This window comes from Streptomyces flavotricini (assembly GCF_020639365.1).
Lineage (GTDB): Bacteria > Actinomycetota > Actinomycetes > Streptomycetales > Streptomycetaceae > Streptomyces > Streptomyces flavotricini.
In genome coordinates, this window is sequence record NZ_JAINUL010000001.1 from 6,845,502 (window position 1) to 6,871,390 (window position 25,889).

Genomic DNA, 25,889 nt, shown 5'->3' on the forward strand with positions numbered 1-25,889 from the left:
GCAACAACCGTGCAGTGGACGAACCTGAGTGAGCAGACCGTGTACAAGAACCGCTGGTTCGACGTGAACCTCGCCGATGTGGAACTCCCCGACGGCCGGCACCTGGACCACTTCGTGATCCGGCTGCGGCCCGTCGCCGTCGCCACGGCCGTCAACGAGGCCAACGAGGTGCTGCTGCTGTGGCGGCACCGGTTCATCACCGACAGCTGGGGCTGGGAGCTGCCCGCGGGCGTGGTCGAGGACGGCGAGGACATCGCGGCGGCCGCGGCCCGGGAGATGGAGGAGGAGTCGGGCTGGCGGCCCGGTCCCCTCCAGCACCTGATGACCGTCGAACCGGCCAACGGGCTGACCGATGCCCGCCACCACCTCTACTGGGCGGACGGGGCGACGTACATCGGACATCCCGAGGACGACTTCGAGTCCTCACGCCGCGAGTGGGTACCCCTCAAACTCGTGCCGGACATGATCGCGCGCGGCGAGGTCCCGGCCGCCAACATGGCGGCCGGGCTGCTGCTCCTCCACCACCTGCGGCTCGGCTGACCCCGCCGGCCGCGGGTCGCGGCGGTACGGGATCAGCCGTACGGGTAGAAGCCCGAGCCGGTCTTGCGGCCCAGGCGGCCCGCGTCGACCATCCGCTGCAGCAGCGGGGGAGCGGCGTACAGCGGCTCCTTGTACTCCGCGTACATCGAATCGGCGATCGAGGCGATCGTGTCCAGGCCGATCAGGTCGGAGAGCTTGAGCGGGCCCATCGGGTGGGCGCAGCCCAGCTCCATGCCGTTGTCGATGTCCTCGCGGCTCGCGATGCCGGACTCGAACATCCGGATCGCCGACAGCAGGTACGGGACCAGGAGCGCGTTGACGACGAAGCCCGACCGGTCCTGGGCGCGGATGGCGTGCTTGCCCAGGACCTTCGCCACCAGGGCCTCGGCCCGCTTGACGGTCTCGTCGCTCGTGGTCAGCGCCGGGATCAGCTCGACGAGCTGCTGCACGGGGGCCGGGTTGAAGAAGTGGATGCCGATGACCTGGTCGGGCCGCGAGGTCGTGACGGCCAGCTTGACCAGCGGGATCGAGGAGGTGTTGGAGGCGAGGATCGCGTCGGGGCGGGTGATCACCTGGTCGAGGACCTGGAAGATCTCCGTCTTGACCTGCTCGTTCTCGACGACGGCCTCGATGACGAGGTCACGGTCGGCGAACTCGCCGAGATCGGTGGTGAAGGTGAGGCGGGCCAGGGTGGCGTCCCGCTCCTCCTCGCTGATCTTGCCGCGTTCGGCGGCCTTGGTCAGGGAGTTGTGCAGCCGGGTGCGCCCGATCTCCAGGGCCTCGCCGGTGGTCTCGGCGACCTTCACCTCGAGGCCGCTGCGGGCGCACACCTCGGCGATGCCCGCGCCCATCTGGCCACAGCCCACTACGCCGACCCGTGTGATGTCGGAAGGGAGGTCAGTCACTTCGTGCCTTTCGCTGCTCATCCGTCGGCGGGTCCCCCGTGCTGCGCAGTGTCACTGCGATCCGGCGCCCGCCACGCCCCACGACGTTACCCCCGACCTTGACCTTGACGGGGGGCCGGGGCGGGCATGCTGTCAGATGCAGGGCACTGTCACGCAACGGAACGGGGTCATCACATGGCGTACATCGGGCGTCGGGGGCTGCTGGCGGGGGCCGCCGGGCTGCTGGCGGCGACGGGCGGGGCGGCCCCCGCACGGGCGGCCCGGGGGCGCCGGCCGCGCGGGAAGGCGGCCGCCGAGTTCCGCGCGATGTGGATCGCCTCTGTGGAGAACGTCGACTGGCCCTCCGAGAGCGGGCTGGACGCCGCGGACCAGCGCGACGAGCTGATCCGCCTCCTCGACACCGCCGTCGCCCGCCGACTCAACGCCGTGGTCCTCCAGGTCCGGCCCGCCGCCGACGCGATGTGGCCCGGGGCCCGGGAGCCCTGGTCGCAGTGGCTGACCGGGGAGCAGGGCGAAGACCCCGGCTGGGACCCGCTCGGCACGGCGGTCGCCGAAGCCCACGCCCGGGGGCTGGAGCTGCACGCCTGGTTCAACCCGTACCGGGTCGCCAACCACACCGATCCCGGCCGCCTGGCCGCGGACCATCCGGCCCGGCGCAACCCCGGCTGGACGGTCGCGTACAACAAGAAGCTGTACTACAACCCCGGGCTGCCCGAGGTGCGCGCCTTCGTGCAGGAGGCCATGCTCGACGCCGTCTCCCGGTACGAGGTGGACGGGGTGCACTGGGACGACTACTTCTACCCGTACCCCGTCGAGGGGGAGGAGTTCGACGACGACGACGCGTACGCGCGCCACGGCGGCGGCTTCGCCTCCCGTGCGGACTGGCGGCGCGGCAACACCGACGCGCTGGTCCGCGAGATGTCCGGGCGGGTGCGGGCCATCCGCCCGGCGGCGCGCTTCGGCATCAGCCCCTTCGCGGTCTGGCGCAACAGCGAGCGGGACCCGCTCGGTTCGCCGACGCAGGCGGGCGTCGAAACGTACGACGACCTGTACGCGGACACCCGCAAGTGGGTGCGGGAGGGCTGGATCGACTACATCGTGCCGCAGGTCTACTGGCAGATCGGGCACCCGACCGCCGACTACGCCAAGATCGTCCCCTGGTGGGCGAAGACCGTCGCCGGCACCGACGTGGAGCTGTACGTGGGCGAGGCCCTGTACCGCTGCGACCGCGACAGTGCCACCGCGGCGTGGCGCGATCCGAAGGAGCTGTCCAAGCACCTGACCTTCGCCCGGGACTACCCCGAGGTCCGCGGCCACGTCTACTTCTCGGCGAAGCAGGTGGTCGCGGACCCCAATGGTGCGATGGCCAGGGTCGTTGCCGACCATTATCCGACGGCCGTGCCGCCGAGGTGACGCATGGGCCGTGCCGGCCGCGTCGAGTGGGCAGTCAGGGCATGGGCTCCGTCGGGTGCTTCACGACGCAGTCGGGGCCCGGAGACATGACTGCCTCGTGGCCGTCCGCGAAACGGACCCGGTAGGGAGGGGTGCCGTTCTCGCCGAGTACCTGAGTGATTTCACCGACCTTGTCGTGCTGCCCCACGATCCTGCCGTGCTGCACCAGCTGGTCGCCCTCGGTCGCGCGCATTGCTGACCTCCTCGGAGGCGGTCTGAATCCGGTGACAGCAGTTTACGGCGGTTCGTGCGCATTAGGCCCGCTGGGTCACGGCGATGCAGACCAGGACCGCGCAGGCGGCGGCCGGGGCGGCGGGGGAGAGGTGCTCGCCCAGCAGCGCCACCGACCAGACCAGGGTCAGCAGCGGCTGGGCGAGCTGGAGCTGGCTGGCCCGCGGGGCGCCGATCTCCGCCATCCCGCGGTACCAGACGTACAGGCCGAGGAAGGTGGAGCCGGCCGCCGCCCAGAGGAGGCCGGCCAGTCCGTGACCCGTCAGGTGCACCGGCTCGTACGCGAGCCCCAGCGCGGAGCCGGCCAGGCTGAGCGGCAGGCACAGCACCAGCGCCCAGCCGATGACCTGCCAGCCGGGCAGGACCCGGGCCAGGCGTCCGCCCTCGGTGTACCCGGCCGCGCACACCAGCAGGGCCCCGAAGAGGTAGCCGTCCCCGGCCGAGAGGGCGCCGCCGCTCTGGGCCACGGTGAAGCCGAGCACGACGGCGGCTCCGGTCACGGCCGCGCCCCAGAACCGGCGCGATGGGCGGGCGCCGGTCCACAGCGCGGACACGGCGGCCGTGGTGAGCGGGAGCAGGCCGACCACGACGGCGGCGTGCGAGGTGGTGGAGGTGGTCAGCGCCAGGGTGGTCAGCAGCGGGAAGCCGACGACGACTCCGGCGGCGACCACGGAGAGGCCCGCCCAGTGCGCCCGTGCGGGCAGCGGCACCCGACCGGCCAGCAGGAAGGCCCCCGCGATGAGCGCGGCCAGGAGGCTGCGCACGGCGACGAAGGACCAGGGGCCGAAGCTCTCCAGGCCCCAGGCGGTGGCGGGGAAGGTCAGGGAGAAGGCGATGACGCCGAGTGCGGCGAGGGCGGTGCCTCCGGTGACGCGTCCCGCGAGACGACCGCGTCCGTCGGGACCACCGCGCCCGCCGGGTCGGCCGGGTCCGCCTGGACCACCGCGCCCGCCGAGCCCGTCAGGCCCGGACCGGTGCGCGGGGCGCTCCACCGCTATCGCCGAGTGAGGAGTAGCGCTATTCTGTGCTGTCATGTATGAGCGTAGCAGTGTGGCGGAGTTGGCGGATTCCCTGCGATCCGAGCTGGACCGCTACTCGGTAGGTGGAAAGCTCCCGTCGAGCCGGGCCCTCGTGGAGCGCCACCGGGTCAGCCCCGTCACCGTCTCCCGCGCCCTCGCGCAGCTGGCCGCCGAGGGACTGGTCGTCACCCGGCCCGGCGCCGGGGTGTTCCGGGCCCTGCCGCGTACCGCGGAGCCCGTGCCCGGGGACACCTCGTGGCAGGAGGTCGCCCTGAGCGCGGAGGGCGCCGGCGAGGTGGTCCCGCGTTCGGTGGACGCCTCCGGGGTGCTGGCCTGCCTGGCCGCGCCGCCCTCCGGGGTGATCGGTCTCAACAGCGGCTACCTGCACCCCTCCATCCAGCCCGAGCGGGCCATGGCGGCGGCGCTGGCCCGGGCCGGCCGGCGCCCCGGGGCCTGGGAGCGGCCGCCCATGGAGGGACTGCCCGAGCTGCGCGACTGGTTCGCCCGGGAGATCGGCGGGGCGGCCGGGGCCGTCGGAGCCGCCGATGTGCTCGTCACCGCGGGCGGCCAGAGCGCGCTCACCACCGCCCTGCGGGCGCTGGCCCCGCCCGGGGCGCCGATCCTCGTGGAGTCCCCGACCTACCCCGGGCTGCTGGCCATCGCCCGGGCCTCCGGATGCCGGCCGGTGCCCGTCCCGGTGGATGCCGAGGGGGTCCGGCCGGAGCTGCTGGCCGCCGCCTTCGAAGCGACCGGCGCGCGCGTGTTCGTATGCCAGCCGCTGTTCCAGAACCCGACCGGTGCCGTGCTGGCTCCCGGGCGGCGGGCCGAGGTGCTGCGGATCGCGCGGGCCGCCGGGGCCTTCGTGGTGGAGGACGACTACGCCCGGGCGCTGGGCCACGACGACGCCGGTCCGCTGCCCCCGACGCTGGCCGCCGAGGACCACGACGGGGTGGTCGTCCACGTCCGGTCCCTGACCAAGGCCACCTCGCCCAGCCTGCGGGTCGGTGCGCTCGCCGCCCGGGGCCCGGTGCTGGACCGGCTACGGGCCATCCAGATCGTGGACTCCTTCTTCGTGTCCCGGCCGCTCCAGGAGGCCGCCCTTGAGCTGGTCGGCGCGCCCGCCTGGCCCCGCCACCTGAGGTCCGTCGCCGCCGAGCTGCGTCACCGGCGGGATCTGCTCGCAGGGGCGCTGCGCCGGGAGCTGCCCGGGCTGACCCTGCCGCATCTGCCCTCGGGCGGCTACCAGTTGTGGGCGCGGATGGCCGAGGGTGACGACGACGCGGCGTTCGCGGCGGCGGCCCTGCGCGCCGGGGTCGCGGTCGCCGCCGGCCGCCCGTACTTCTGCGCGGAGCCGCCGGGTCCGTACGTACGGCTCAGCTTCGCCGGGGTCTCGGGCGCGGCGGAACTGGGCGAGGCCGTACGGCGGCTGCGCTCGCTCCGGGCGCCGGCCTAAATCGCTGGAGCTGCGCCGTTCCACCGCTCTAACCTGCGGCCATGGACGGAATCAAGATCACCACCCTTGCGCAGCGACCCGAACTGGCCGGGCGGCTCTGGGACATGAAGGACACCTGGCCGGAGTTCGCCCAGCACGACTCGATCGCCTGGCTCCTCTACCCGAGGATGGTCAAGGAGCTGGCCGACTACGTCCTGGTCGCCACCGACGGGGACGCCGTGGTCGCCCGCGGCTTCAGCGTGCCCTTCGCGCAGCACGCGCCCGGCCGGGACGGGGTGCTGCCCGCGCGGGGCTGGGACCAGGTCCTCATGTGGGCCTTCTCCGATCTGCGGCGCGGGGTGGCCCCCGACACGGTGAGCGCCATCGAGATCACCGTCGCCACCGACCGGCTCGGCGAGGGGCTGTCCGGCCGGATGCTGGCCGCGATGCGGGACAACGCTCGCGCCCGGGGCTTCGCCGAGGTGGTGGCCCCCGTCCGGCCCAGCGGGAAGCCGGCCGAGCCGGACACCCTGATCGAGGAGTACGCGTACCGCACGCGCGAGGACGGCCTGCCGTACGACCCGTGGCTGCGGGTCCACGTCCGCGCGGGGGCGGTGATCGACTCCGTGGCCCCGCTGTCGATGACCATCACCGGCTCGCTCGCCGAGTGGCGGGAGTGGACCGGGCTGCCCTTCGACACGACGGGGCCGGTGCGGGTGCCGGGGGCGCTGGCCCCGGTCCGCTGCGAGGCCGAACAGGGCTACGCGGCGTACGTGGAGCCGAACGTCTGGGTCCGCCACGTGCTGGCCGGCCCGGCGTAGGGGTTCTCCTCAGGGCGTGACGATCGCGAAGTCGGGGTCGGGCCCGGTGAGGTGGGCGGTCAGCTCGGCGAGCCGGGCCGGATCGCCCGAGACCTCGGCCCGGCCCCGGTCGACCAGGTCCGCGAGCGCGGTCCGGCCGAGCAGGAGGGCGCGCAGGGCCGGCTCGTCCAGGGTGATCTCCACGTCCGGCTCGCCGGCGGCGGGGCCCAGCCCCCGGACGTGCGTGAGCACGCCGTTCCTCAGGCGCAGGGTGCTGGGATCACGGCCGTCGGTGAACCGCCAGCGGACGGTGACGTCCGCGTCCCAGCTGCCCGGGCCGTCGACGCGGATCGCCAGGGAGTCGAAGAGCTGGTCGAGCGTCAGGGTGTTGATCAGGTCCTCGGAGGCGGTGGAGGCGGAGGTGCCGACCGGGCCGTGGCGCAGTTCGTGGGCGCCGGTGAGGAAGAAGTTGCGCCAGGTGCCGTTCTCGCTGCCGTAGCCGAGCTGCTCCAGGGCGTCCGCCTGCAGGGCGCGGGCCTCGGAGTCGTCGGGGTCGGCGAACAGGACGTGGCCGACGACCTCCGCCACCCAGCGGAAATCACCCTGCGCGTAGGACTGGCGGGCACGGCGCAGTACCTCGTCGGCGCCGCCCATGAAGTCGACGTAGCGGGTGGCGGCCTCGGTGGGCGGGTGGGCCCACAGGCGGGCCGGGTTGCCGTCGAACCAGCCCATGTACCGCTGGTAGACGGCCTTGGCGTTGTGGCTGACGGAGCCGTAGTAGCCGTGGGTGTGCCAGGCCCGTTCCAGAGCGGGCGGCAGCCGCATCTCCTCGGCGATCTCCGGCCCGGTGAGCCCCTGGTTGATCATGCGCAGCGTCTGGTCGTGGAGGTAGGCGTACAGGTCGCGCTGCTCGGAGAGGAAGGCGAGGGCGTCCTCGCGGCCCCAGACCGGCCAGTGGTGCGAGGCGAACACGACGTCGGTGGCGGCGCCGAAGAGCTGGATGGTCTCGGTCAGGTACCGGGCCCAGCCGTGCGGGTCGCGGACCTGCGCGCCGCGCAGCGTGAGCAGGTTGTGCAGGGTGTGGGTGGCGTTCTCGGCGGTGCACAGGGCCGCGTGGTCGGGGAAGTGGATGTTGAGTTCGGCCGGGGCCTCGGTGCCCGGGGTCATCTGGAACACCATGCGGATCCCGTCGACGGTCTCGCTCTGCCCGGTGCGGGCGATGGTGAGGGTCGGCGGGATGAGGGTGACCGTGCCCGTGGACGTCGTGGGGCCCAGCCCCGAGCCGATCTGCCCGCGGGGGCCCTTGGGCAGGGCGGCGCCGTACATGTACGTGGCGCGGCGGCTCATGGCGGTGCCGGCGTAGACGTTCTCGCTGACGGCGTGCTCCAGGAACCCCTCCGGGGCGAGCACCGGCACCCCGGCCGCGACCTCCTCGACGCTGACGATCCCCTTGACGCCGCCGAAGTGGTCGGCGTGGCTGTGGGTGTAGAGGACACCGGTGACGGGTCGCTCGCCGCGGTGGCGGCGGTACAGCGCGAGCGCGGCGGCGGCGGTCTCCGCTGAGATCAGAGGGTCGATGACGAGGATGCCGCGCTCGCCCTCGACCACGGTCATGTTGGACAGGTCGAAGCCGCGCACCTGGTGGATCCCGGGGACCACCTCGAACAGTCCGTGCCCCCTGACCAGCCTGCTCTGGCGCCACAGGCCCGGATGGGCGGTGGGCGGGCAGTCCCCGTCGAGGAACCCGTAGGCGTCCAGGTCCCACACCACGCGGCCGTCCGCGTCCCGGATCCCGGCCTCGTCGACGGTGCCCAGGAATCCGCGGCGTTCGTTCTCGAGATCACGGGTGTCCGCGAACTCCGGTGCCCGCGCCGCGGCGCCGTTGGCCTCCGCGACGACGGCTTCGGCGTCCCCGGGGGCGGCTGTCATTGCGCGCCGCCACCGCAGAGGGCCGCGGCGCGGGCCGCGGCGGCCGGTCCGAGGAGCAGGGGGGAGACCGCCGGCGGCGCCAGGACGGCCATCCGAACGTGCTGCCTCATCGTGAAGCCTCCCAATCGGTGTCGGGGAACCCACCGTCATCCTCCCGTGCGCTGCCGCGGCCCGCAGAGTGATCACTGCAGGCCTTTGCATAAAACTGCGGCAGTACGTATAGTCATGCCATCGAGGAGGAGGGTCCGATGGTGGTACGTGTAGCGGTGGCCGGAGCGAGCGGGTACGCGGGCGGAGAAGTCCTGCGCCTGCTGCTCTCCCACCCCGAGGTGGAGATCGGCGCCCTGACCGGCAACTCCAACGCCGGACAGCTCTTCGGCAGCCTCCAGCCGCACCTGGTGCCGCTCGCCGGCCGCACCCTGGAGGCGACCACGCCCGAGGTCCTCGCCGGCCGGGGCCGTCGGCATGACGTCGTCTTCCTGGCGCTGCCCCACGGGCAGTCCGCAGCCGTCGCCGCGGAGCTCGGCCCGGATGTCCTCGTCGTCGACATGGGCGCGGACCACCGGCTCAAGGACTCCGCCGACTGGGACGCCTTCTACGGGGCCCCGCACGCCGGCACCTGGCCCTACGGGCTCCCCGAGCTGCCCGGTGGCCGCGCCGCGCTGGAGGGGTCCAAGCGCATCGCGGTTCCCGGGTGCTTCCCCACCGCCGTCACCCTCGCCCTGTTCCCGGCGTACGCCGCGCAGCTGGCCGAGCCGGAGGCCGTGATCGTCGCCGCCACCGGCACCTCCGGCGCCGGCAAGGCGCTCAAGCCGCACCTGCTCGGCTCCGAGGTCATGGGCTCCGTCAGCCCGTACGGGGTGGGCGGCGGGCACCGGCACACCCCCGAGATGGTGCAGAACCTCAGCCCGATCGCCGGGCGGAAGGTCTCCGTCTCCTTCACGCCGACCCTCGTGCCGATGTCGCGCGGCATCCTGGCCACCTGCTCCGCCAAAGCCCTCCCCGGCACCACCGCCGACGCGGTGCGCGCCGCGTACGAGAAGGCGTACGCGGACGAGCCCTTCGTGCACCTGCTGCCCGAGGGGCAGTGGCCGGCGACCTCGTCGGTCCACGGTTCCAACGCCGTCCAGATCCAGGTCGCGTACGACGCGTCCGCGCAGCGGATCATCGCGATCAGCGCCATCGACAACCTGACCAAGGGCACCGCCGGTGGCGCGGTGCAGAGCATGAACATCGCCCTCGGGTTCGCAGAAGAGCTCGGGCTTTCCACGATCGGAGTCGCGCCGTGACCGTTACGGCAGCACAGGGATTCACGGCCGCCGGCATCGCGGCCGGGATCAAGGCGAACGGCAACCCGGACCTGGCCCTCGTGGTCAACAACGGTCCGCGCCTGGCCGCGGCGGGCGTCTTCACCTCCAACCGCGTCAAGGCCGCGCCCGTGCTCTGGTCCGAGCAGGTCCTGCGCGGGTCCGTCATCAGCGCGGTCGTCCTCAACTCCGGCGGCGCCAACGCCTGCACCGGGCCCAAGGGCTTCCAGGACACCCACGCCACCGCCGAGAAGGCCGCCGCCAGCCTCAATGAGCACGGCCCGGGCGGCGAACACAACGCCGGCGAGATCGCCGTCGCCTCCACCGGCCTGATCGGCGTCCTGCTCCCCATGGACAAGCTGCTGCCCGGCATCGACACCGCCGTCGCCGCCCTCTCCGCCGACGGCGGCGAGGACGCCGCCATCGCCATCAAGACCACCGACACCGTGCACAAGACGGCCGTCGTCACGCAGGACGGCTGGACCGTCGGCGGCATGGCCAAGGGCGCGGGCATGCTCGCCCCCGGCCTCGCCACCATGCTCGTCGTCCTCACCACCGACGCCGACGTGGACGGCGCCACCCTCGACATGGCGCTGCGCTCCGCCACCCGCACCACCTTCGACCGGGTCGACTCCGACGGCTGCATGTCCACCAACGACACGGTGCTGCTGCTGGCTTCCGGGGCCTCCGGCCGGGTGCCGGCGTACGAGGCCTTCGCGGAGGCCGTCCGGACCGTCTGCGACGACCTCGCCCGCCAGCTGATCGGCGATGCCGAGGGTGCCAGCAAGGACATCCGCATCGAGGTCGTCGGCGCGCTCACCGAGGGGGACGCGGTCGAGGTCGGCCGGTCCATCGCCCGCAACAACCTGCTCAAGTGCGCCATCCACGGCGAGGACCCCAACTGGGGCCGGGTGCTCTCCGCCATCGGCACCACCCGTGCCGCCTTCGACCCGGACCGGCTGAACGTGGCCATCAACGGCGTCTGGGTCTGCAAGAACGGCTCGGTCGGCGAGGACCGCGACCTGGTCTCCATGAAGGACCGCGAGGTCCGCATCACCGCCGACCTGGCCACCGGCTCCGAGTCCGCCGTGATCTGGGCCAACGACCTGACCGCCGAGTACGTCCACGAGAACAGCGCCTACAGCTCATGAGCGACGAGAAGGCCGGCCAGCCCGGCACCGGAACCGCACGCAAGCACACCGCGCTGCCCAAGGCGCAGATCCTCATCGAGGCCCTGCCCTGGCTCACCCGCCACAACGGCAAGGTCGTCGTCATCAAGTTCGGCGGCAACGCCATGATCGACGAGGACCTGAAGGCCGCCTTCGCCCAGGACGTGGTCTTCCTGCGCCAGGCCGGCCTCAAGCCGGTCGTGGTGCACGGCGGCGGCCCCCAGATCAACGCCCAGCTCGACAAGCACGGCCTGGTCAGCGAGTTCAAGGCGGGCCTGCGCGTCACGACCCCCGAGGCCATGGACGTCGTGCGGATGGTCCTGGCGGGCCAGGTCCAGCGTGAGCTGGTCGGGCTGCTCAACCAGCACGGGCCGCTCGCCGTCGGCATGACCGGCGAGGACGCCCACACCATCACCGCCACCCGGCACACCCCGGAGATCGACGGCGAGCTCGTCGACATCGGCCGGGTCGGCGAGATCACCGCCATCGACACCGGCGCCATCGAGGCGCTCCTGGCGGACGGCCGGATCCCGGTCATCTCCTCCATCGCGCGCAGCGCCGAAGACCACCACGTGTACAACGTGAACGCCGACACGGCGGCCGCGGCGCTCGCCGCCGCGCTGGGCGCCGAGACGCTGATGGTGCTCACCGACGTCGAGGGCCTCTACGCGGACTGGCCCAGCAGCGACGAGGTCATCAGCCGGCTCACCGTCAGCGAGCTGGAGAAGCTGCTGCCCGAGCTGTCGAGCGGCATGGTGCCCAAGATGGAGGGCTGCCTGCACGCCGTACGGGGCGGGGTGAGCACGGCCCGCGTGATCGACGGACGGGTGCCGCACTCGATCCTGCTGGAGATCTTCACCGACGAGGGAATCGGCACGATGGTCGTGCCCGACGCACAGGGAGGGGAACCCGCGTGACCGGCAACCAGGAGTTCGCTGCCCGCTGGCAGGGTGCGCTGACCAACAACTACGGCACCCCGGCGCTGGCCCTCGTACGCGGCGAAGGCGCCCAGGTCTGGGACGCGGACGGCAAGCAGTACACCGACTTCGTCGGCGGCATCGCGGTCAACGCCCTCGGCCACGCCCACCCGGCGATCGTCGAGGCCGTGACCGCGCAGATCTCCACCCTCGGCCACGTCTCCAACCTCTACGCATCCGAGCCGGTCCTCGCGCTCGGCGAGCGGCTGCTCCAGCTCTTCGGACGCCCCGGCCGGGTTTTCTTCTGCAACTCCGGAGCCGAGGCCGTCGAGGCCGCCTTCAAGATCGGCCGGCTGACGGGGCGGACCCACATGGTCGCCACCGACGGCGGCTTCCACGGCCGGACGATGGGCGCCCTCGCGCTCACGGGCCAGCCCAAGAAGCGGGCCCCGTTCCTGCCGCTGCCCGGCGAGGTCACGCACGTACCGTACGGCGATGTGGAGGCCCTGCGGGCCGCCGTCACCGAGGAGACGGCCCTCGTGGTCATCGAGCCGATCCAGGGCGAGAACGGCGTCGTCGTCCCCCCGGCCGGATATCTGACGGCCGCCCGGGAGATCACCCGGGCCACCGGCACCCTGCTCGTCCTCGACGAGGTGCAGACCGGGGTCGGGCGCTGCGGCCACTGGTTCGAGCACCAGGCCCACGAGGGTGTCGAGCCCGATCTCGTCACGCTCGCGAAGGGTCTGGGAGGCGGACTGCCGATCGGTGCGGTGGCCGCTTTCGGGCCGGCCGCGGAACTGCTCCAGCCCGGCCAGCACGGCACGACCTTCGGCGGGAACCCCGTCGCGTGCGCCGCCGGGCTCGCCGTCGTCGACACCATCGCCGCCGAGGGCCTGCTCGATCAGGTCAAGGCGCGCGGGGAGCGGCTGCGCTCCGGAATCGAGGCCTCCGGGCACCCGCTGGTCTCCCATGTCCGTGGTGAGGGCCTTCTCCTGGGTATCGTGCTGACCGGGCCGCTCGCACCGCAGGTGCAGCAGGCGGCCCAAGATGCCGGCTTCCTGGTCAACGCGCCCGCCCCCGACGTCGTACGGCTCATGCCCCCGTACGTACTCTCCGAGGCCGAGGCGGACGCGTTCGTCCGGGCCCTGCCCGGCATCCTCGACACAGCCAACGGGGACGGACGCACCGGGGAATGAGACGACGATGAGCCACGCGCAGGACCACGAGGAGTGGGGCTCCGCCCGGACCGAGTCCGGGGGCGGGCCGTCCGTTCCGCAGACCCGCACCGCCCGCCACCGCCGGATCGTGGACATCCTCAACCGGCAGCCGGTCCGCTCGCAGAGCCAGCTGGCCAAGCTGCTCGCCGACGACGGGCTGAGCGTCACCCAGGCGACGCTCTCCCGCGACCTCGACGAGCTGGGCGCGGTGAAGATCCGCAACACCGGCGGCGAGCTGATCTACGCGGTGCCCAGCGAGGGCGGCTTCCGCACCCCGCAGGCACCGCTCGGCGAGTCGGCGAAGGAGGAGCGCATGCGGCGCCTCTCCGGGGAGCTGCTGATCTCGGCGGAGGCCTCCGCGAACCTCGTCGTCCTGCGCACCCCGCCGGGCGCGGCCCAGTTCCTCGCCTCCGCGATCGACCAGGCCGAACTCCGCGAGATCCTCGGCACGATCGCCGGAGACGACACGCTGATGCTGATCAGCCGTGACCCCTCGGGCGGCCAGGCCCTCGCGGACCACCTGCTGAGGCTGGCCCAGAAGGAGGGCTGACCGCCCCGGGGGCCGGCCCCACGGACCGTCAGCTCCCGTGCGGCGGGGCGGATATCCGCTGTGCCGGCCGCTGCCGGCCGTCCTAGGGTCGGCGTGTGCATGCCTACACCCTCGCCAGTGTCGCCGTGCCCGTCACAGCGGGGCTGTACGGGCTGGTCGGCGTGATCCGCGGCCGCGCGGCGGTGCGGCACCGCCGTGCCCTCGACCGGTGGGCCGTCGTCCTGGGGCCGCCCGCGCCGCCGCCGGACCCGGGCCGAGACCGGCGGGCACCTCAGTACCGGGTGACGGCGAGCGGTCCCTCCCCGGTCCCGATGACGATGTGCGGGCGGCGGCGCGGGTCGGCCCAGCGCAGGATCGCGCGCATCGCCCGCTCCGGCACGGACACGCAACCGGCCGTCGCCCCCTTGCCGTTGACGTGCAGGAAGATGCCCGCGCCCCGGCCGTGCACCGGCTGCTCGTAGTTGAAGCCGATCACCAGAGCGTGCGCGTACTGCTTCTCGTACGTGACCAGGTGCTCCGCCTCGCCGGGCGCGCAGTCCGCGGGCAGCGGCTCGGTCCACCGGTTGTACGCGGCCGACGCGTTGTCCTGGCACCACCAGGAATCGGGGGTCACCCGCCGGTAGCGGAACTCCGTCCCGGCGGGTGCGCGGCGGATCCCGAAGGCGTAGGGGAGCTCGAACAGGCCCGTCGGCGTCGTGTTCGTGCCCTGGGTGCGGCTCGCGCCCTCGGTCAGCCCGTTCGCACCGAAGCGCGCCTCGGCGCCGCCGGCCTCGTACCAGCGCCCCGCCCGGCGGTCCCACCAGGTCAGCCGCCCCGTGGTGGATCCGGGGGCGGGCGCGACGGCGGTGATGAGCTGGCTGCCGCCGCCGGTGTCGGCGAGGCGTGCGGGCAGCGGCGCGGGCCCGTACGGGCCCTGCGCGAGCAGGCTGGTGACGATCAGTGAGCCGGTGGCGAGAGCGGTACGCAGCACATGTCAGACGGTACGGGGCGGAAGGGGCAGCGGCAGCGCAGGCAGGCCGTCGAGGCTCGATCCGATGAACTCCTTCTTCTCGCAGTACGCGCTGAACTCCTCGTCGCTCTTGCGGCCGAAGTACTCCGCGTGGAGGGTGCGCTCGCCCTGGTACTCCATGAACGGGACGGCGTACCCGCACACATCGGCGATCCGGCGGGCGCGCACCACGATGACCGCCCGCGCCGAGGGCCCGTCGGCCGCCCCGAACAGGCCGATCAGCTCACCCCAGCGGGGGTCGTCGCGGAACACGGCCTCGCCCTCGCCGTGGATCCGCACGATGTTGGGCGGCCCGCTGAACGCGCACCACATCAGCGTGATCCGGCCGTTCTCGCGGACGTGCGCGATGGTCTCGGCGCCGCTGCCGCCGAAGTCGAGGTAGGCGAGGGTCTGCTCGTCGATGACGACGAGCGTGCCCGCGCGGCCCTTGGGGGACAGATTGACGTGGCCGTCCCCGGCGAGCGGGGCGGTGGCCGTGAAGAAGACCGGCTGCTCCTCGATGAAGGTCCGGATCCGGCCGTCTATGCGTGCGTAGAGCTTTCCCATACGGATCAGTATCCGATCGGCCCGGATCCGGTGCGGCCAATTCCGAGCTGTGAGCGCATCCGACCCATGACGTGATCGCTGAACAGTCCGGTGCAGCGGTCCAGCAGGGCGCCGACCTCCGGGTCGCGCAGCGGCAGCGCGGGCGGCCGGTACGGGGACCACAGGCTCTGCACGCGCTGCGCGGCGACCCGCCGCAGCCCCGGGTCCGCGTCCGTCAGCAGCTCCACGGAGGCCCGCAGCCCGAGGACGCCGCCGCGGGCGTGCAGCACCCGGTAGGCGGCCCGGCGGGTGTGCGCGGGGCGGCCGGGCGCGATCCGCTCCAGCAGCCGGTCGGCGGGCAGCCGGGCCGCGACCCCGGCCAGGCTCACGGACGCCTCGCGGGCGACCGCGGCCGACGGGTCGTCGAGCAGCGGCCACAGCAGGTCCACGTCGGTGGTGTCCAGCGTGCGCAGCCCGGCGACCGCCGCCGCCCGCACCGCCCCCGCGGGGTGGTCCAGCAGCGCGCGCAGCAGCGGTGCGTCCGCCCGCGCGGCGCATTCGGCGAAGCCGGTGACGGCGTGCGCGCTCACGCCGGCCGGGTCCTCGACGAGGGCGCGGCAGTGGACGTACGGGTCGCCGCCGTCCTGCTTGACCAGCCAGCGCGCGCAGGCCCGTACCAGCCCGGAGCGGTCCGCCAGGAAGCCGGCCGCCTCGGCGCCGCGGCCGGCGCGGCGCAGCGCGGTGACCCCGCCGGCCCGGACCATCGGCATGTGCCCGCGCAGCAGGAGGTCGACCGCCTCGTCGTCGGGCCCGTCGGCGGCCAGCGCGGCCAGCGCCGCGTCCGCCCACAGCCGGGCCGTCGCGGGATCCCGCTCCTGCCCGGCCCGCCGGGCCAGCTCCCGTACGCCGAACAGCCCGGAGCCGAGCGTGACGCGCGTGGCGAACCGCCGGGTCGGCAGGTCCCCGCTGCGCCGCAGCCAGCCGAGCACGGTGTCGGGCTCCTCGCCGGTCATCGTGCGCGCGGGCCGCGCCGCACGGCCCCACCGCGCGGGGCGCGCCGGACGCCAGTAGGGGGCGAGCACCGGCTCCGGCGCGCGCAGGGCGGTCTCGAACAGCTCCAGCGCCCAGGCGCCCTGGTCGCGCTCGCCGAGCCGCAGCACGAGCGGCATCAAGGTGACCAGGGTGTCCGCGGGGCGTGCGGCCAGTGCCTCGGCGAGCACCTGCCGGGCGCGCTCGCGCACGGCGGGAACCCAGTCGGCGCAGCGGATCGCGACGAGCGGGAGCGGCGGCTTCGGCACCCGCAGCGCGGCCTCGCGGACCCGGCCGTCGGGGTGGCACAGGCGCACCTCGATGCGGTCGGCGCCGCGGGGCCCGGGGAACCAGGGGGAGTGGCCGCGGCGGATCTCCGCGTCGAAGGCGATCCAGGAGACCGGAAGGACGGGTCGGCGGATGCCGCCGATCCCGAGACGTCCTCCGTTCAGCAGTTCCGCCGCCGCGGCCCGCCCCTCCTCGGCCTGGCGCTGCGTGTCGGCTCCCATGTGCCCTCCCTCTGTGGTGCAGACGCCGATCGTAGGCCCTGTGTGCCGCCTCCGCCCCTGATATTCGTGCTGGTCAGCAACGTGCAGCTACGGTCGATTGACGAAACATACGGAGCAGTGCATAGTTATGCCTGCACCTGGATGTACCGCTGGAGCCCGTAAGGAGAAGCCCGTGACCGAGCGCGTCGTACTCGCCTATTCAGGCGGACTGGACACCTCCGTCGCCATCGGCTGGATCGCCGAGGAGACGGGCGCAGAGGTCATCGCCGTTGCCGTGGACGTCGGCCAGGGCGGCGAGGACCTGGACGTCATCCGCAAGCGCGCGATGGCCTGCGGCGCCGTCGAGGCCGAGGTCGCGGACGCCAGGGACGAGTTCGCCGACGAGTACTGCCTCCCGGCGATCAAGGCCAACGCCCTCTACATGGACCGGTACCCGCTGGTGTCGGCGCTCTCCCGGCCGGTCATCGTCAAGCACCTGGTCGCCGCCGCGAAGAAGCACGGCGCCGGCGTCGTCGCCCACGGCTGCACCGGCAAGGGCAACGACCAGGTCCGCTTCGAGGCCGGCATCCAGACCCTCGGCCCCGACCTGAAGTGCATCGCCCCGGTCCGGGACTACGCGATGACCCGGGACAAGGCCATCGCCTTCTGCGAGGCGCAGAACCTGCCGATCGCGACCACCAGGAAGTCCCCGTACTCCATCGACCAGAACGTCTTCGGGCGCGCCGTCGAGACGGGTTTCCTGGAGGACATCTGGAACGCGCCGATCGAGGACGTCTACGAGTACACCGCCGACCCCGCCGAACCGCGCGAGGCCGACGAGGTCGTCGTCTCCTTCAAGGAGGGCGCCCCCGTCGCCATCGACGGCCGGCCCGTCACCGTGCTCCAGGCGATCCGGGAGCTCAACGCCCGGGCCGGAGCCCAGGGCGTCGGCCGGATCGACATGGTCGAGGACCGCCTCGTGGGCATCAAGTCCCGCGAGGTGTACGAGGCCCCCGGCGCGATCGCGCTGATCACCGCCCACCAGGAGCTGGAGAACGTCACCGTGGAGCGCGAGCTGGCCCGCTACAAGCGGCAGGTCGAGCAGCGCTGGGGCGAGCTGGTCTACGACGGCCAGTGGTTCTCCCCGCTCAAGCGGGCCCTGGACGGATTCATCAACGAGGCCAACCAGCACGTCACCGGTGACATCAGGATGACCCTGCACGGCGGCCGCGCCGTGGTCACCGGCCGCAGGTCGGACGAGTCGCTGTACGACTTCAACCTGGCGACCTACGACTCCGGCGACACCTTCGACCAGTCCAAGGCCCAGGGTTTCATAGAGATCTTCGGCCTCTCGTCGAAGATCGCGGCACGCCGCGACCTGGCCTGAGCCCGACTCGTTACGCCAGTACCAAGTCGGCCTCCCCGTAACCTCCGCGACGGGGAGGCCGACGCACATCCACGCACACGTTCTTGAGGAGCAGCAGCTGTGAGCAGCAACAACGGTGGTGACGTCCGGCTCTGGGGCGGCCGGTTCGCCGACGGCCCCGCCGAGGCCCTCGCGAAGCTGTCCGCGTCGGTCCACTTCGACTGGCGCCTCGCGCCGTACGACATCGCCGGGTCCCGCGCCCACGCCCGCGTGCTCGCCAAGGCGGGCCTGCTCACGGCGGACGAGCTCGACCGCATGATCGCGGGCCTGGACCGGCTCGAAGCCGACGTCGCCGACGGCTCCTTCACCGGCACCATCGCCGACGAGGACGTGCACACCGCCCTGGAGCGGGGTCTGCTGGAGCGGCTCGGCGCCGACCTCGGCGGCAAGCTGCGGGCCGGCCGGTCCCGCAACGACCAGGTGGCCACCCTGTTCCGGATGTACCTGCGCGACCACGCCCGGATCGTCGGCGCTCTGATCGCCGAGCTCCAGGACGCGCTGGTGGGCCTCGCCGAGACGCACCACGACGTGGCCATGCCGGGCCGGACCCACCTCCAGCACGCCCAGCCGGTGCTCTTCGCGCACCACGTGCTGGCCCACGTCCAGGCGCTGTCCCGGGACGCGGAGCGGCTGCGGCAGTGGGACACCCGGACCGCGGTCTCCCCGTACGGCTCCGGCGCGCTCGCCGGCTCCTCGCTGGGGCTGGACCCGGAGGCGGTCGCCGCCGACCTGGGCTTCGAGCGGGGCTCGGTCGGCAACTCGATCGACGGCACGGCCTCGCGCGACTTCGTCGCCGAGTTCGCCTTCATCACCGCGATGATCGGGATCAACCTGTCCCGGATCGCGGAGGAGATCATCATCTGGAACACGAAGGAGTTCTCCTTCGTGACCCTGCACGACGCCTTCTCGACCGGGTCGTCGATCATGCCGCAGAAGAAGAACCCGGACATCGCGGAGCTGGCGCGCGGCAAGTCGGGCCGGCTCATCGGCAATCTGACGGGCCTGCTCGCCACGCTGAAGGCGCTGCCGCTGGCCTACAACCGGGACCTCCAGGAAGACAAGGAGCCGGTCTTCGACTCCTGCGACACCCTCGAAGTCCTGCTCCCGGCCTTCACCGGGATGATGGCCACCCTCACGGTCAACCGGGAGCGGATGGAGGAGCTGGCTCCGGCGGGCTTCTCCCTCGCCACGGACATCGCGGAGTGGCTGGTCAAGCAGGGCGTGCCGTTCCGCGTCGCGCACGAGGTGGCCGGCGAGTGCGTGAAGGAGTGCGAGGCGCTCGGGATCGAGCTCGACGAGCTCACGGACGAGCAGTTCGCGAAGATCTCGGAGCACCTGACCCCCGAGGTCCGCACGGTACTCAACGTGCCGGGCGCCCTCGCCTCCCGCAACGGCCGCGGCGGAACCGCCCCCTCGGCGGTCGCGAAGCAGCTCGCGGAGCTGAAGGCCGACCTGGTCATCCAGCACGCCTGGGCCACCCACAAGCAGTAGCCGCACGGCGCTGCCCCTTCTGTTCCCGCGGCCATGCGGCCCGCACGCCCGCGGCCCCTCCGGGGCCCGGGCCCTGCACCCCCGCACGCCGCGGAACGCCCGCGGGGGCGGTCGGAGCCCAGGCTCCGGCCGCCCCCGCGTCCTGCCCGCTCAGCGCACCGGGTGCTCCGGTTCGTAGTTGGTCAGCACGCAGCCGTCGACCCGGGACTTCTCCAGCCGGTACCCGGCCGGGGCGGAGAAGCCCGGCGCGCAGTTCAGGTAGAGGAACTGCAGCTGGTACAGGCCGAACCGGGCATCCGGGTCGTTGGTCTCCACCGCGATGTTCTCGCCGACGAGCAGCAGGCTCGCGGTGGCCCGCAGCTTTCCGTCGTCCTTCAGGTCGGCCAGCTGGGCGGCCTTGGCCCTGGTCTGGAGCTTCCTCATGTCCCCGACGGTGTCGAGCCAGCTCAGGTTGACGGCGCGCTGTGCTCCGGCGGGCTGACCGCACAGAGCACGGCCCGTGATCCCCCAGTCCAGTGCGTTCCCCTTCACCGCGGGCTGGTAGTCGATGGACTCGATGGCCACCGCCTCGGGGTCCGTGGAGAAGTGCTTCTCACATTCCCTCAGGGTGCTCCCCACGAGCTTGCGCAGTTCGGCGATGCCGCCCGCGCGGGCGAGACCGAGGCTGCCGGTCTTCGGCTGGCCGGGCTTCTCGGTGTCGCCGGCCGCCGGGTCCTGAGGGCTCTCGAGGTTCGGACTGCCCGAGCCGTCCTCGGTGGCGAAGAAGTCGGTGAGGCCGCAGCCCTCCACCAGCGGCTTGCGGTACTGGTACCCCTCGGGCGTGCGGCCGCCCGGGTTGCAGACCAGGACGCGCAGGTCGGAGCGGACCAGGGCCAGGGCGGTCTTCGGCTGGGTGGGGAAGGCGACGAAGCCCTCGCCGACGAGGACGTTGCTGAAGAGCCCGTAGGATCCGTCGCCCCCGGCGATCCGGTCCATGACGTACTTCTTGTAGCCCGCCTGGAACTCCTTCATGTCCTTCGGGACGGCAATGGCGATGTCGCCCTTCTCGGGCTTGTCGCTGCACACGCCGACCTCGGTGACCGACCACTGGCCGACCTTGGGGAAGTCGCCGCTCGGCATCCTCGGGTCGTCGGGCTTCGCGCTCAGGTCCTCGCACGAGGTGAAACGGCGCATGTACCGCTGCGCCTCGGCGAGGGGGCCTTCGGTGACGGCCGCCGCGTTCGCGGTGGCGGCGGGCGGGGCGGCGTCCTCGCTCCCCTCGCACGCGGAGAGGGTGGAGAGACAGGCGAGGGCGGCAGTCGTGGCGAGGATCCGCCGGGTCCGCTGGATGTGCATGGGTCGCTTTCGTCGGAGCCGCTGATCATTGCAGGGGGTGGCATGAGCATGCTAAATGCTCCGGCGGCCCGCCCGTCACCCCGCCCAGCGCGCCAGTGTGTCGAAGTCCGGGCGGGTCAGGCCGATCCGCTCGTCGATGCGCATCAACAGCGCCCGCGCCGGATGGCGCTGGTCGGCGTACTCCCGGTCCAGGTCGGTGATGTCGTCGTCGATCCACGCGAACTCCCGTGCGCCCGCGTACTCCAGGACGTACTGCGTCTTCCAGAAGGTCCCGCGCGGGGCCCGCCCGTGCATCTGCGGCCAGTCGATGTACGGGAGCCGCGGCAGGCCCAGGTGCGGGCCTATCCAGTCGTTCGCCTCGTCCTTCCAGGTGGTGGCCCAGACCAGCTCGTACGAGCGCGCCAGCGCGAGCAGCTCCGCTCCGTGGGCGTGGTTCAGCCAGACCCGGAGCGGCCGCCGGCTCTCGGCCTCCGCCCATCCGGTCGGGCGCATCCGGTGGGTGGAGTACCCCTGAGGGCGGCGCTGGGCCTGGGCCGCGTACGGGTTCAGCGGGCCGTCGACGTCGATCAGCAGCAGCGGCTTCATGGGGTGAGGATTCCTCTCCGGCCGCCCGGGGGCAGCTCATTTTCGGCTCGGATGAGACAGGCGCGTCTCATTCGGGGTATGCTTGTCTCATGGCCATGGATCGTGACCAGGTGCTCCGCGACGCCGCAGCCCTGCTCTCCCGCAAATCGACCGCCACGATGGACGAGGTCGCCCGCGCCGCAGGCATCGGGCGCGCGACGCTCCACCGGCACTTCGCGGGGCGCGACGCCCTCGTGAGGGCCCTCGAGGAGCTCGGCATCCGCCAGTTCGAGGCGGCCTTCGACAACGCCCGCCTCGACGAGGGCACGGCGGTCGAGGCCCTGCGCCGGCTCGTGGCCGAGTCCGAGCGCGACGCCCAGCTGCTGGCCTTCCTCGTCACCGAGAACCAGCTCTTCGAGGGCGATCAGATCAACGAGGGCTGGGCCCGGCTCGACGCCCGCGTCAGCGCGCTCTTCCGGCGCGGACAGGCGGAGGGCGACATCCGGATCGACCTGAGCCCCGCCTGGCTCACCGAGGCCCTCTACGGCCTCATCGGCACCTGTGCCTGGGCCGTCATGGACGGCCGGGTCGCCGCGAAGGACTTCCAGTACATGATCATCGAGCTGCTGCTCGGTGGCGCACGACGGAGCGTGGAGAAATGAGCCGCACGGAACAGCTGACCCAGAGGCAGGGGACGGGGGCGAGCAGGGCCGGGGGAACCGGGGAGAACACGGGGAGCAAGGGGCGCTGGCTGGCGCTCTGCGTGCTCGTCCTGGCCGTCCTGCTGGTCGCGGTGGACGCCACCGTACTCGGCCTCGCCACACCCTCCATCAGTGAAGACCTCAAGCCCTCCGGCACCCAGCTGCTGTGGATCGGCGACATCTACTCGTTCGTCATCGCCGGCCTGCTCGTCTCCATGGGCTCCCTCGGTGACCGCATCGGCCGCAAGAAGCTGCTCCTGATCGGCGCCACCGCCTTCGGCGCCGTCTCCGTCCTCAACGCCTACGCCACCAGCCCCGAGATGATGATCGTGGCCCGCGCCCTGCTCGGCGTGGCCGGCGCGACGCTGATGCCCTCGACCCTCGCCCTGATCCGGAACATATTCCACGACCCCAAGGAGCGCAGCCTCGCCATCGGCATCTGGGGTGCCACCGCCTCGGCCGGCGCGGCCGTCGGGCCCGTCGTCGGCGGAGTCCTGCTCCAGCACTTCTGGTGGGGCTCGGTCTTCCTCATCAACGTCCCCGTGATGGTCGCCCTGGTCCTCGTCGGCATCAAGCTGCTGCCCGAGTCGAAGAACCCGGTGTCCGGCCCCTGGGACCTGCTGAGCGTCGCCCTCTCGCTCGTCGGCGTCATCGGAGTCGTCTACGCCGTCAAGGAGATGGCCACCCACGGCATGACCCGGGGCGTCGCGGTCGCCGCCGTCCTCGGTGCCGCGTGCCTGTACGGCTTCGTCCGCCGTCAGTTCAGCCTGCCGTCGCCCCTCCTCGACATGCGGCTCTTCAAGCACCGCGGTTTCTCCGGCGCGGTCCTCGCCGACCTGCTGACCGTCTTCGGCCTCTCCGGCCTCGTCTTCTTCCTCTCCCAGTTCCTCCAGCTGGTCCAGGGCCGCGACACCCTCGAGGCGGGCCTCGCCGAACTGCCCGCCGCCGTAGGCGCGGTGGTCACCGGCCTGGTCGCCGGCCGCTACGCCCGCCGGTACTCGGTGCGGTCGGTCGTCACCGGCGGCCTCGCGGCCATCGGGCTCGCGCTCGGCGCGCTCACCCTCGTCCACAAGGAGAGCGGCTACCCGCTGCTCGGCGCGGCCCTGCTGGTCGTCGGCCTCGGCGCCGGCTTCTCCTTCACGGTCACCGCCGACGTGATCCTCTCCAGCGTCCCCAAGGAGCAGGCCGGTTCGGCCTCGGCCGTCTCCGAGACGGCGTACGAGCTGGGCGCGGCCCTCGGCATCGCCCTGCTCGGCTCCATCGTCACCGGCGTCTACCAGAGCTTCACCGCCCCGGCCTCGGTCCCCGGACCGGTCGCCGACGCCGCGCACGAATCGCTGGGCGGCGCCGTCGAAGCCGCCAAGGCACTGGACCCCGCGACCGCGCAGACGATGGTCGGCGCGGCCCAGGACGCCTTCGTGGACGGGCTGCGGCTCGCCTCCGGCGTGGGCGCGGCCGTACTGCTGGCCACCGCGGCGGCGGCCTGGTTCCTGCTCAGGGGCCAGCGGCTCCAGGACGGCATCGAGCACTGACCGACCCCAAGGGGTGCTGTCGTGAACAGAGTTGACACTCCGTGGACCCGCAGGACACCATCCCCGCGATGGAGATCAACGAGCTGACGCCGGCGGAACGCCGCGTATGGGACGCATTCCCGCGCGGCGAAGGCGTCGACTTCCGGGAACATCCCGAGGACAGCTCCGTCGACGGGGCCGGGTGGGGCCCGGAGCGCACCGTACGCGCGGACGTGCTGCGCGCCCTCTTGCTGGGCGCGGCCACCGCCGAGGAGGGCCGGGTCGCCGGACTCAAGATCAAGGGTGCGCGGATCGTCGGCGACCTCGACCTCAGGTACGCGGTCGTCGACCACCCCATACGCCTGCGCGACTGCTGGTTCGAGCGCAAGCCCCTGCTGTACGGGTCCCGGCTGAAGGCGCTCGTCCTCGGCTACTCCACCCTCCCCGGCCTCACCGCCGCCACGATGCGCGTCGAGGTGGTCCTGCGGCTCTCCTGCTGCCGGATCACCGGCCCCGTCCGGCTGCAAGGCGCCAAGGTGGACGGCGGCCTCTTCCTCCAGGGGGCGGTGATCGGACCGACAACGGGCGACGAAGCGGAGGAGCCGCCGCTCCAGCTCAACCACATCGAAATCGGCACCGACATCATCGCGAACGACCTGACGGTCCACGGCGAGATGCGGCTGAACGGCGCCACCGTGGGCGGACAGGTCCAGCTCGACAGGGCCCGTCTGCTCACGCCCGGCGGCATGGCCCTGCACGCCGAGACGCTGACCGTCGGAACCGACCTGCGCGCGCACCGCCTGCACGCCCGCGGCATGGTCAACCTCACCGGCTCCCGCATACCCGGCCAGGCACATCTGACCCGCGCCGACCTCGCCAACCCCGGCGGAACCGCACTGCGCGCCTCCAGCTGCGCCATCGGCGAACTGTGGCTGCGCCACTGCCCACCGATCCAGGGCGACGTGAACCTGCGCCGGTCCACCTTCGACCTGCTCCACGTCGAGCCCGGCTCCTGGCCCGAGCGGATCGCCATCGACGGCCTCACCTACCGCACCCTCGCCCCGCACCTGCCGCCCGAGCAGCGGCTGCCCGCGCTGGAGCGGGAGGAGTCGGGATACCTCCCCTACGCGTACGAGCAGCTCGGCGCGGCCTACCGCACGGTGGGCGACGAGGCGGGGGCCCGCACGGTACAGCTCGCCAAGCTGCGGCGGCACCGCGGCACCCTGCCCCGGCACGCCAGGGCCTGGGGACTGCTGCAGGACGCCACCGTCGGCTACGGGTTCCGGCCGCTCCGGGCCACCGGCTGGCTGGTCGCGCTCCTGCTGACGGGGACGGTCGCCTACTCGGTCACGCCCCCCAGGCCGCTGAAGGCGGGGGAGGCCCCCGACTTCAACGCGGTCTTCTACACGATCGACCTGATGCTGCCGATCATCGGCTTCGGGCAGGAGTCCGCCTATGCGCCGAGCGGCTGGTACCAGTGGCTCTCGTACGTGCTGATCGTGACCGGCTGGGTCCTCGCCACGACGACCGCGGCGGGCGTCAGCCGGTCACTGCAACGGCAGTAGGAGCCGGAGCTACGCGGCCTTCGCCTTGGTGGCGTACATGTCCACGTACTCCTGGCCCGAGAGCCGCATGACCTCCGCCATCACCGAGTCGGTGACGGCGCGCAGCACGTAGCGGTCGCGGTCCATGCCCTCGTAGCGGGAGAACTCCATCGGCTCGCCGAAGCGGACGGTGACCCGGCCCGGGCGGGGCATGCCCTTGCCGCCCGGCTGGAGCTTGTCGGTGCCGATCATCGCGAAGGGGACCACGGGGGCGCCGGTCATCAGGGTGAGGCGGGCGATGCCGGTGCGGCCGCGGTAGAGGCGGCCGTCGGGGGAGCGGGTGCCCTCGGGGTAGATCCCGAAGATCTTGCCCTCTTCGAGGATGCGGCGGCCGGTCATCAGGGCGGCGACGCCGCCGTTGGCGCCGTCACGGTCGACCGGGATCATGCCGGCCCCGGTGAAGAACCATGCCATGGCACGACCCTTGATGCCCTTGCCCGTCACGTACTCGTCCTTGCCGATGAAGTGGACCGTGCGGTCGCACACCAGCGGAAGGATCATGGAGTCGATGAAGGTGAGGTGGTTGCCCGCCAGGATCACCGGACCGGTGCCCGGGATGTTCTCGATGCCCTCCACACGGGTGCGGAACATCATGCGCATGACCGGTCCGACAGTGGCTTTGATGAGCGATGTACGGAACAACGTGAGCCCTCCGGCATCGAAACGCGATTTTCGCACCACACGGGGGTAGTGCAGGTGAGGACGATACTCGCGGGTCACCGCCGAGCGCACATCGGG

The 25,889-nt window shown here is 72.6% G+C and carries 24 protein-coding genes; 14 read left to right on the forward strand and 10 right to left on the reverse strand.

All coding sequences use genetic code 11. The features are described 5' to 3' along the window. Nucleotides 1-9: 9 nt before the first annotated feature. Complete coding sequence (locus tag K7B10_RS31205; protein ID WP_229341274.1) at nucleotides 10-540, forward strand: NUDIX hydrolase; 531 nt, start codon at nucleotides 10-12, stop codon at nucleotides 538-540. Nucleotides 541-572: 32 nt separating this feature from the next. On the opposite strand, the gene K7B10_RS31210 is transcribed toward K7B10_RS31205, so the two are convergent. After that, nucleotides 573-1,466, reverse strand: a complete 894-nt coding sequence (locus K7B10_RS31210) for a 3-hydroxybutyryl-CoA dehydrogenase (RefSeq protein ID WP_051805126.1) — start codon at nucleotides 1,464-1,466, stop codon at nucleotides 573-575. 153 nt (nucleotides 1,467-1,619) lie between these two features. Between K7B10_RS31210 and K7B10_RS31215 the strand changes: the two genes are divergently transcribed. After that, nucleotides 1,620-2,858, forward strand: coding sequence for a glycoside hydrolase family 10-like protein (locus K7B10_RS31215; protein WP_229341283.1), 1,239 nt, complete (start codon nucleotides 1,620-1,622; stop codon nucleotides 2,856-2,858). 34 nt (nucleotides 2,859-2,892) lie between these two features. On the opposite strand, the gene K7B10_RS31220 is transcribed toward K7B10_RS31215, so the two are convergent. After that, complete coding sequence (locus tag K7B10_RS31220) at nucleotides 2,893-3,090, reverse strand: DUF1918 domain-containing protein (RefSeq protein ID WP_229341285.1); 198 nt, start codon at nucleotides 3,088-3,090, stop codon at nucleotides 2,893-2,895. Nucleotides 3,091-3,151: 61 nt separating this feature from the next. Further along, nucleotides 3,152-4,162 carry a DMT family transporter gene (locus K7B10_RS31225; RefSeq protein ID WP_229341291.1) on the reverse strand — a complete coding sequence of 337 codons (1,011 nt, stop codon included), beginning with the start codon at nucleotides 4,160-4,162 and terminating at the stop codon, nucleotides 3,152-3,154. Here K7B10_RS31225 and K7B10_RS31230 point away from each other — a divergent pair. Together K7B10_RS31230 and K7B10_RS31235 are read left to right on the forward strand one after the other, a co-directional pair. Then, the gene (locus K7B10_RS31230) at nucleotides 4,161-5,600 is read left to right on the forward strand and encodes an aminotransferase-like domain-containing protein (RefSeq protein ID WP_229341293.1); all 1,440 of its coding nucleotides are present in this window, start codon (nucleotides 4,161-4,163) and stop codon (nucleotides 5,598-5,600) included. The genes K7B10_RS31225 and K7B10_RS31230 overlap by 2 nt on opposite strands. 41 nt (nucleotides 5,601-5,641) lie before the next feature. Next, complete coding sequence (locus K7B10_RS31235; protein ID WP_229341295.1) at nucleotides 5,642-6,400, forward strand: N-acetyltransferase; 759 nt, start codon at nucleotides 5,642-5,644, stop codon at nucleotides 6,398-6,400. Nucleotides 6,401-6,409: 9 nt separating this feature from the next. Here the strand turns inward: K7B10_RS31235 and K7B10_RS31240 are convergent, their stop codons facing one another. Then, nucleotides 6,410-8,308: an alkyl/aryl-sulfatase gene (locus K7B10_RS31240; RefSeq protein WP_229341302.1), complete on the reverse strand. Its 1,899-nt coding sequence runs from the start codon at nucleotides 8,306-8,308 to the stop codon at nucleotides 6,410-6,412. 248 nt (nucleotides 8,309-8,556) lie between these two features. Here K7B10_RS31240 and argC point away from each other — a divergent pair, with 248 nt between their 5' ends. The 5 genes from argC to K7B10_RS31265 are packed head-to-tail and all read left to right on the forward strand — an operon-like array spanning nucleotide 8,557 to nucleotide 13,468. Then, a complete protein-coding gene (gene argC, locus K7B10_RS31245) occupies nucleotides 8,557-9,597 on the forward strand; it encodes an N-acetyl-gamma-glutamyl-phosphate reductase (RefSeq protein ID WP_229341304.1) in 1,041 nt (346 codons plus the stop codon). Beyond that, nucleotides 9,594-10,766 carry a bifunctional glutamate N-acetyltransferase/amino-acid acetyltransferase ArgJ gene (gene argJ / locus K7B10_RS31250; RefSeq protein WP_229341306.1) on the forward strand — a complete coding sequence of 391 codons (1,173 nt, stop codon included), beginning with the start codon at nucleotides 9,594-9,596 and terminating at the stop codon, nucleotides 10,764-10,766. The genes argC and argJ overlap by 4 nt, the downstream gene beginning before the upstream one ends. Further along, entirely contained in the window at nucleotides 10,763-11,701 is a 939-nt protein-coding gene (gene argB / locus K7B10_RS31255; RefSeq protein WP_229341308.1) for an acetylglutamate kinase, read from the forward strand. Before argJ ends, argB begins: the two co-directional genes overlap by 4 nt. Then, entirely contained in the window at nucleotides 11,698-12,897 is a 1,200-nt protein-coding gene (locus tag K7B10_RS31260) for an acetylornithine transaminase (protein ID WP_229341310.1), read from the forward strand. Before argB ends, K7B10_RS31260 begins: the two co-directional genes overlap by 4 nt. A 7-nt stretch (nucleotides 12,898-12,904) precedes the next feature. Continuing rightward, nucleotides 12,905-13,468, forward strand: a complete 564-nt coding sequence (locus K7B10_RS31265) for an arginine repressor (RefSeq protein ID WP_229341312.1) — start codon at nucleotides 12,905-12,907, stop codon at nucleotides 13,466-13,468. A gap of 271 nt (nucleotides 13,469-13,739) precedes the next feature. Here K7B10_RS31265 and K7B10_RS31270 read toward each other — a convergent pair whose 3' ends face one another. The 3 genes from K7B10_RS31270 to K7B10_RS31280 are packed head-to-tail and all read right to left on the reverse strand — an operon-like array spanning nucleotide 13,740 to nucleotide 16,540. Next, complete coding sequence (locus K7B10_RS31270; protein ID WP_229345554.1) at nucleotides 13,740-14,408, reverse strand: L,D-transpeptidase family protein; 669 nt, start codon at nucleotides 14,406-14,408, stop codon at nucleotides 13,740-13,742. A gap of 33 nt (nucleotides 14,409-14,441) precedes the next feature. After that, nucleotides 14,442-15,023, reverse strand: coding sequence for a pyridoxamine 5'-phosphate oxidase family protein (locus K7B10_RS31275; protein ID WP_229341314.1), 582 nt, complete (start codon nucleotides 15,021-15,023; stop codon nucleotides 14,442-14,444). 5 nt (nucleotides 15,024-15,028) lie between these two features. Then, nucleotides 15,029-16,540, reverse strand: coding sequence for a hypothetical protein (locus K7B10_RS31280; protein ID WP_229341316.1), 1,512 nt, complete (start codon nucleotides 16,538-16,540; stop codon nucleotides 15,029-15,031). 172 nt (nucleotides 16,541-16,712) lie between these two features. Here K7B10_RS31280 and K7B10_RS31285 point away from each other — a divergent pair, with 172 nt between their 5' ends. Continuing rightward, nucleotides 16,713-17,906, forward strand: a complete 1,194-nt coding sequence (locus K7B10_RS31285) for an argininosuccinate synthase (protein ID WP_229341318.1) — start codon at nucleotides 16,713-16,715, stop codon at nucleotides 17,904-17,906. 99 nt (nucleotides 17,907-18,005) lie between these two features. Further along, complete coding sequence (argH, locus tag K7B10_RS31290) at nucleotides 18,006-19,436, forward strand: argininosuccinate lyase (RefSeq protein WP_229341320.1); 1,431 nt, start codon at nucleotides 18,006-18,008, stop codon at nucleotides 19,434-19,436. Between the two features lie 150 nt (nucleotides 19,437-19,586). Here argH and K7B10_RS31295 read toward each other — a convergent pair whose 3' ends face one another. Then, nucleotides 19,587-20,771, reverse strand: a complete 1,185-nt coding sequence (locus tag K7B10_RS31295) for a hypothetical protein (RefSeq protein ID WP_229341322.1) — start codon at nucleotides 20,769-20,771, stop codon at nucleotides 19,587-19,589. Nucleotides 20,772-20,846: 75 nt separating this feature from the next. Beyond that, a complete protein-coding gene (locus K7B10_RS31300) occupies nucleotides 20,847-21,356 on the reverse strand; it encodes an HAD domain-containing protein (protein WP_229341324.1) in 510 nt (169 codons plus the stop codon). Nucleotides 21,357-21,445: 89 nt separating this feature from the next. Here K7B10_RS31300 and K7B10_RS31305 point away from each other — a divergent pair, with 89 nt between their 5' ends. The 3 genes from K7B10_RS31305 to K7B10_RS31315 all read left to right on the forward strand — a co-directional run bounded on the left by K7B10_RS31305 (nucleotide 21,446) and on the right by K7B10_RS31315 (nucleotide 25,112). Next, the gene (locus K7B10_RS31305) at nucleotides 21,446-21,997 is read left to right on the forward strand and encodes a TetR/AcrR family transcriptional regulator (protein ID WP_229341326.1); all 552 of its coding nucleotides are present in this window, start codon (nucleotides 21,446-21,448) and stop codon (nucleotides 21,995-21,997) included. Continuing rightward, complete coding sequence (locus K7B10_RS31310; protein ID WP_229341328.1) at nucleotides 21,994-23,568, forward strand: MFS transporter; 1,575 nt, start codon at nucleotides 21,994-21,996, stop codon at nucleotides 23,566-23,568. The genes K7B10_RS31305 and K7B10_RS31310 overlap by 4 nt, the downstream gene beginning before the upstream one ends. Before the next feature lie 68 nt (nucleotides 23,569-23,636). Beyond that, nucleotides 23,637-25,112: a membrane-associated oxidoreductase gene (locus K7B10_RS31315; RefSeq protein ID WP_229341330.1), complete on the forward strand. Its 1,476-nt coding sequence runs from the start codon at nucleotides 23,637-23,639 to the stop codon at nucleotides 25,110-25,112. 9 nt (nucleotides 25,113-25,121) lie between these two features. On the opposite strand, the gene K7B10_RS31320 is transcribed toward K7B10_RS31315, so the two are convergent. Beyond that, nucleotides 25,122-25,751 carry a lysophospholipid acyltransferase family protein gene (locus K7B10_RS31320; protein ID WP_229341332.1) on the reverse strand — a complete coding sequence of 210 codons (630 nt, stop codon included), beginning with the start codon at nucleotides 25,749-25,751 and terminating at the stop codon, nucleotides 25,122-25,124. Nucleotides 25,752-25,889 lie beyond the last annotated feature (138 nt).